General features: G+C 73.2%; 4 protein-coding genes. 1 reads left to right on the top strand and 3 read right to left on the bottom strand.

Annotation, left to right across the window (positions count from 1 at the left end; translation table 11 throughout):
• Positions 1-673: 673 nt before the first annotated feature.
• From ABZ805_RS28915 to ABZ805_RS28905, 3 genes are read right to left on the bottom strand one after another with little or no spacing between them, the layout of a single operon-like run.
• Complete coding sequence (locus ABZ805_RS28915; protein WP_358447005.1) at positions 674-1,336, bottom strand: response regulator transcription factor; 663 nt, start codon at positions 1,334-1,336, stop codon at positions 674-676.
• Positions 1,333-2,802 (bottom strand): ATP-binding protein, encoded by a 1,470-nt coding sequence (locus ABZ805_RS28910; protein ID WP_358447003.1) that lies wholly within the window; start codon positions 2,800-2,802, stop codon positions 1,333-1,335. The genes ABZ805_RS28915 and ABZ805_RS28910 overlap by 4 nt, the downstream gene beginning before the upstream one ends.
• Positions 2,792-3,091 (bottom strand): hypothetical protein, encoded by a 300-nt coding sequence (locus ABZ805_RS28905; RefSeq protein ID WP_358447000.1) that lies wholly within the window; start codon positions 3,089-3,091, stop codon positions 2,792-2,794. Before ABZ805_RS28905 ends, ABZ805_RS28910 begins: the two co-directional genes overlap by 11 nt.
• 199 nt (positions 3,092-3,290) lie before the next feature.
• Here ABZ805_RS28905 and ABZ805_RS28900 point away from each other — a divergent pair, with 199 nt between their 5' ends.
• Complete coding sequence (locus ABZ805_RS28900) at positions 3,291-6,530, top strand: glycosyltransferase (RefSeq protein WP_358446997.1); 3,240 nt, start codon at positions 3,291-3,293, stop codon at positions 6,528-6,530.
• The last annotated feature ends 91 nt before the right edge of the window (positions 6,531-6,621 follow it).

Here is a 6,621-nt window from a genome sequence, read left to right as displayed (position 1 = left end):
TCGCTGCGGGATCTTTTTCCCGAGTGGCTCCGCCACGAGGGAAAAAGCTGTCCTCCCGAGAATCCCGCTGAGAACCCGCGGGTGGTCGGCCTGGGTACGTGGTCGGTGCTCGGCGGCTTCGCCGCTGACGAGAAGCAGCGGCGGCCCGCTGGGGAGGGGCGAAGGCGGGCGGTGCGGCGTCGGCATCGATCGCTCCGGCGGGGTTGCCTTGCGGGGCGGTCACCCTGGGGCACGTGCGGCTTCTGGGACGGGTGAGGCCGGTGGTCCGGTGCCGGACCTCGGGACGGATCGTCCCCGGCGCCGCGGGGCTGTGGACGGGCGGTCCGCGGGCCGTGCGCCGGGCAGGCGGTGGCGCCCCGGCGGCTGTCCGGTGCGGAACCGGTGGATGACCGGCCGGTGAACGCGCGTCCACACCGCCGGGCCAGCGCAAACATTCTTTCCACAGCCTGTGGACAACTCCGTTCCCCGAGTTCCCGGGGGTGCGCGGGACCCGGTCCGCACCCGGTTGTGCACAGGTGTGGACGAAGTTGTCCACAGGTGTGCACAACTCGGCGCGCACCGCGGTCGAGGCGCCGCAGGGAGGTTTCGGGCGGTCGGCGGTCATCGCGACCCAGGGTGACGCCGGAGCCCCCGGGAACCGCGCCGTCGACCGGATCGGGTCTCGGCCCGGCGCTCAGGAACCGAGCCGGTAGCCCATCCCGCGGACGGTGCGGATCCGCTCGCTGCCGATCTTGCGGCGCAGCGCCCGCACGTACACGTCCACCACGTTCGACCCGGGATCGAAGTCGTAGCCCCACACGTGCGACAGGATCTGCTCCCGGGACAGCACCTGGCCGGAGTGCCGCAGGAACAGTTCCAGCATCGCGAACTCGCGGGCGGTGAGGTCCACCGTCGCGTCCGGCAGCTGGGCGCGGCGGCTCCGCAGGTCCAGGGACAGGTCGCCCTCGCGCAGCACCGCCACGTCCGGCGCGCGGTCCGCCGAGCGCAGCCGCAGCCGGACCCGCGCCAGCAGCTCCTCGAACCGGAACGGCTTGGTCATGTAGTCGTCGGCGCCGCCCTCCAGCCCGGCGACGGTGTCGTGCACCGAGTCCCGCGCGGTCAGGATGATCACCGGCAGCGTGATCCGCTGCGCCCGCACCGCCTGCAGCACCGAGAACCCGTCCTTGCCGGGCAGCCCGAGGTCGAGCACGGCCAGGTCGTAGTCGCCGCCGAGCAGCAGTTCCTGCGCGGTGGCGCCGTCCCCGGCGACCGCGGTGCCGAAGCCGTTGGCGCGCAGCCCCTTCTCCAGGAACGCCGCGATGCGCGCCTCGTCCTCGACGATCAGGATCTTGCTCACGGGTGGGCCTCCTCGGCGGTCGCGGACGGGACGAGACCGGGCACCGCGCCCGGCCAGGCGGGCAGGTCGAGGCCGAAGGTCGCGCCCTCCCCGGGTTCGGACAGCACCCGCACCCGCCCCTGGTGCGCTTCGGCGATGGCGGCGACGATCGCCAGCCCCAGCCCGGCGCCGCCGCGGCCCGGCCCGCTGCCGTGCGCGAACCGCGCGAAGATCTGCTCGACCTCGGCCGGGTCCACTCCGGGGCCGCGGTCGGTGACCCACAGCGTCAACCGGCCCAGGCTCAGCGCGGAGCCGATGCGGATCTCCGAGCCGTCCTCGGTGTGCTGCACCGCGTTCTGCGCCAGCTGCACCACGGCCTGGGTGAGGCGCTGCGCGTCGACCACCACGTCGCCTTCGCCGATGCTCTCCAGCACCCAGCGCCGGTCCGCGATGGAGCGCACCTTCGCGTCGATGTCGCTGGTGAGCTCGGCCAGCGACACCTCGGCGGGGTGCACGAAGTCGGGCCGGTCCGCCTTGGCCAGCATCAGCAGGTCCTCCACGATGCGGGTCATCCGGTCCAGCTCGTCGGTGCACAGCCGCACCACCTCGTCGCGTTCCTGCGGGTCGTCCCCGAGCAGTTCGAGGTGCCCGCGCACGATGGTGATCGGGGTGCGCAGCTCGTGGCTGGCGTCGTCGACGAACTGGCGCTGGGTGCTGAACGCCGATTCGAGCCGGTCGAGCATCGCGTTGAACTGGTAGGCGAGCGCGGCGATGTCGTCGCGGCCCTCCACCGGGATGCGCCGGGTCAGGTCGTGCTCGCTGATCTCCGCGGCGGTCTGCCGGACCACCCGCACCGGCCCGAGGATCGCCCCGGCCACCACCCAGGAGGACGCGGCCGCCAGCAGCACGCCGCACGCGCTGACGAGCGCCAGGGTGCGCACCACCTCGTGCACCTCGGACACGTCGGCGGCGGTGAAGTGCCCGGTGATGAACCAGGCGTGCCCGCCCTCGCGGGTGTGCACCTCCACCTTCACCCAGCGCAGCGGGCCGGCGCCGGTGCGGGCGGTGCCCTGCCGGTTCGGATCGTGCGAGATGCGTTCGAGCAGGCCGGGTTCGTGCACCGCGGTCCGGGTGCCCTTGTCCTGCGCCTGCACCCGCGCCTGCAACCCGGTCGGCGTGTCCCAGGTGCCGATGAGCGCTTCCCACGCGTCCGGGTACTGCTGGCCGAGGTAGGTCTCGAACAGCACCTCCGGGTCGGCGATCGGCACTCCGGTGGCCGGGTCGCGGCCGACGTGGGCGAAGTTGACGAACTCGTGCCCCTCCTGCTCCAGGGCGGCGGTGACCTTGTTCATCGCCTCGTTCTGCAGGAACCGCCAGACCAGCAGCACGATCCCGGCCAGCACCAGGACCAGCACCAGCAGCATCCAGCCCATGATCTGCGCGCGGGCGGGGACGCGGGTGCCGCGGCGCGCCTGCTCAGTCGTCATCGTCCGGCTCGTCCGAGGGATCCGGCCGGTCCGGGGCGTCGGAGCGGTCGTCGTCGGGATCATCGGAATCGTCGTCGTCCTCGGGTTCCGGCGGGGGCAGGTCGGCGCGCGGTGCGGTGCTGACGACCGGTGGCGGTGCGGACCCGCTCGGGGCCGGGCCGACGAGGTCGCCGACGCGCACCTCGGCGGGCACCTGCGGGGTGCGCGGCCCGTTGCTCAACGCGTAGCCCAGCAGCACCGCGGCGATCGGCAGCGCGAGCGCGGCGATGAGCAGTGGCAATCTCTTCACCGGCCTCATGCGCGCATCGTCGCCGCCTTCCTGGCACCGGGGATGAGAAGGGCATGAGAACTTTCTCATGCGGAGCCGCCGGGGTTGTGCGGCTCCCGCACCTGACCGCACCGCCCAGCGGCTAGCCTGCACCACGAACGGGTGCGGCCGCGATCGCGCGGATCGGCGCCGACGGGTACTGGGGTCGAAGGCAGACGCGATGGATGAAGACGGCGACCGGCTCATCGACTGGACCGGGGAGCGCTGCGTCCCCTGGGCCGACGACGTGCAGGTGATCTACGAGCACTACCACCGGTACGCGCTGGCGGCCCGGTTCGTCCGCGGCAAGCGGGTGCTGGACCTGGCGTGCGGCGAGGGCTACGGGGCCGCGCTGCTGGCCGCCGAGGGCGCGGAGGTCGTGGGCCTCGACGTCGACCCGGCGACCGTGGAGCACGCCACCCGCAGCTACGGCTCCCGCGACGTCTCGTTCCGCACCGGCTCGATCACCGACCCGGACGCGCTGGCCGACGAGAAGCCGTTCGACGTGGTGGTGTGCTTCGAGGCGATCGAGCACGTCGCCGAGCACGACGCGGTGCTCGCCCTGGTCCGCTCCCGGCTCGAACCGGGCGGGTTGTTCCTGGTCAGCACCCCGGACACGGACGTCTACCAGCACGAGCACGGCAACGACAACCCGTTCCACGTCAAGGAGCTCACCGGCCCCGAGTTCGAATCGCTGCTGGAGGGCGCGTTCCGGCACGTGGCGGTGCTGCGGCAGAACACGGCGGTCGGCTCGGTGCTGACCCCCGCCGACCCGGGCGACCCGGACACCGCGATCGCCGGCGTGCGGTTGCAGACGCTGCACCAGGACGGGTCGGGCGCGTGGACGGTGCGCCAGGGCCTGCCGCACACCTACCTGCTGGGGGTGGCCTCGGACCGGGCGCTGCCGAAGCTGCCCGCCGCGGCGGTGTTGCTGGACGACGAGCTCACCCTGGTGCGCCGGGCCGGGCAGGCCGACGTGCGGCCGATCATCGAGCAGCGCGACGAGGCCGTCGCCGACGTCGCGAAGCTGAACGAGCACTACCGGCGCAGCCGCGCGGAGGCCGAGGAGCTCAAGGGCGCGGTCGCCCGGCTGGAGGAGCTGCGCCGCGCCGAGGAATCCCGCGCGGACGAGCAGGTCCGCGAGCAGCAGCGGCTGCGCACCGAACTCGAATCCGGCCTGGAGCAGGCGCGGCTCGGTGCCGACCGCGACGCGGCCCGCATCGAGTGGCTGCGCGACTCCGTCGCCCGCCTGGAGCAGCGCACCGCGGAAGCCGAGCGCAGCGCCGCCGAGCTCACCGCGCGCAACGCCGAGCTCGCCGCGCAGAACTCGGCGCTGGTGCAGCGCGCCGTCCGCAAGTACCGCACCGTCGTGGAGCGCGTCGCGCCCCGCGGCACCGCGCGCCGCGACGCCTACGAACTCGCCCTCGGCAGGCAGCCCGGCGCGGTCGTGGCCGAGCAGGCTCCGGAGACGGGACCGGTCGCGGTGCCGCGCAGCGACGACCCGGTGGTCAGCGTGATCGTCCCGGTGCACGGCAAGTGGCCGTACACCCGGCAGTGCCTGCGGTTCCTCGGCGGGCACCTGGTGTCGGTGCCGTTCGAGGTGATCGTGGTGGACGACGCCTCCCCGGACGACAGCGCGGTGCGGCTCGCGGAGTGCGAGGGCGTCCGGCTGGTGCGCGCCGAGCGGAACCTCGGGTTCATCGGCGCCTGCAACCTGGGGGCGCAGCACGCGCGCGGCAGGCACCTGTTCTTCCTCAACAACGACGCCGAGGTCACCGAGTCCTGGCTGGACCTGCTCATGTCCACTATGGACTTCGACGAGCGGATCGGGCTGGTCGGCGCGAAGCTCGTCTACCCGGACGGCCGGTTGCAGGAGTGCGGCGGCATCGTCTGGTCCGACGGCACCGGCTGGAACCTGGGGCGCAACGGGGAACCGGCGGCCTCCGAGCACAACGTGCTGCGCGACGTGGACTACTGCTCCGGGGCGGCGATCCTGGTGCGCGCCGAGGTGTTCCAGCAGGTCGGCGGCTTCGACACCCGCTTCGCGCCCGCCTACTACGAGGACACCGACCTGGCGTTCGCGGTGCGCGCCGCCGGCTACCGCACCGTGGTGCAGCCGAAGGCCGTGGTGGTGCACCACGAAGGCGTCTCCAACGGCACCGACCTGTCCACCGGCGTGAAGCGGCACCAGGAGCTGAACCGCCAGGTGTTCGTGGACAAGTGGCGGGACGTCCTCGCCGATCACCTGCCGGAGGCCTCGCCGCGGAACCTGTGGCTGGCCCGGCAGCGCGGCGCGCGCGGGCACCACGGGCCGATCGTGCTGGTGAAGGACCACCAGGTGCCCCGCCCCGACTTCGACTCCGGTTCGGTGCGGATCCGCCGCGTGCTGGAGCAGTTCGTGGAGCTCGGCGCCCGGGTCGTGTTCTTCCCCGCCAACCACGCGAAGCTGGAGCCCTACACCACCGAGCTGCAGCAGGCGGGCGTGACGGTGTTGCCGGAACCCGAGCTGCAGCAGGCGTTCCTGGTCGAGGCGGGCTCGGAGATCTCGCTGGCCGTGCTGTCCCGCCCGCAGGTCGCGTGGAGCCTGGTGGAGGAGCTGCGAACCCGCGCGCCGCAGGCCGTGCTCGCCTACGACACCGTGGACGTGCACTTCCTGCGGTTGCAGCGGCAGGCCGCGCTGGCCGAGGAGCAGGGCGAGCCGGACGTGGCGAAGGCGTTGCGGCGCAAGGCTTTCGCGTCCCGCGAGATGGAGCTCGGCCTGGTCCGCTCCTGCGACGTGACGCTGGTGGTGTCGGAGGCCGAGCAGCAGCTGCTCGGCGAGCTGGTGCCGGACGCCGACGTGCGGGTGCTGTCCAACGTGCACGACGTCCACGACGGCACCGAGTCCCCGTACGGCCGCCGCGACGTGCTGTTCGTCGGCAGCTTCGACCACCCGCCGAACCGGGACGCCGCGGAGTGGGCCGCAGCCGAGGTGCTGCCGCTGGTGCGCGAGCAGTGCCCGGACGCGGTGCTGCACGTCGTCGGCTCCAACCCGACCGAGGAGGTGCTGGCGCTCGCCGGGGACGGCGTCGAGGTGCACGGCTGGGTGCCGGACCTCGCCGCGCTGTACGCGCGCAGCCGGGTCGTGCTGGCGCCGCTGCGCTTCGGCGCGGGCGTGAAGGGCAAGGTGGGGGAGAGCCTCGGGCTGGGCGTGCCGGTGGTGGGCACGACGCTGGCGATGGAGGGCATGCACCTCGAACCGGAGCGGGACGTGCTCGTCGCGGACGACGCGGCGGGGCTGGCGGCGGCCGTGGCCCGGCTGCTCACCGACGACGCCACCTGGTCGCGGCTGTCGGCGGCGGGCAAGGCGGGCATCGCCGCGCAGTTCGGCCCGGACGTCTCCCGGGCGGCCATCGCGAAGCTCCTCGACACGACTCTGTGAACTCGGTTTGCGTAGCGCTCGGGTGGCGGAACCTCAGCGTTCTCCTCGCTGCGGGATCGTTTTCACCGGTGGCTCCGCCACATGCGAAAAC

Source organism: Saccharopolyspora sp. NPDC047091 (assembly GCF_040643635.1).
Lineage (GTDB): Bacteria > Actinomycetota > Actinomycetes > Mycobacteriales > Pseudonocardiaceae > Saccharopolyspora_C.
Note: the sequence above shows the minus strand (reverse complement) of the source record. Positions and strands in the feature narration are given on the sequence as shown.

What these genes read in the sequence shown, in the direction of transcription:
- ABZ805_RS28900 (WP_358446997.1), top strand. Translation starts at nt 3,291, where the DNA reads ATGGATGAAGACGGCGACCGGCTCATCGACTGGACCGGGGAGCGCTGC.
- ABZ805_RS28910 (WP_358447003.1), bottom strand. Translation starts at nt 2,802, where the DNA reads ATGACGACTGAGCAGGCGCGCCGCGGCACCCGCGTCCCCGCCCGCGCG.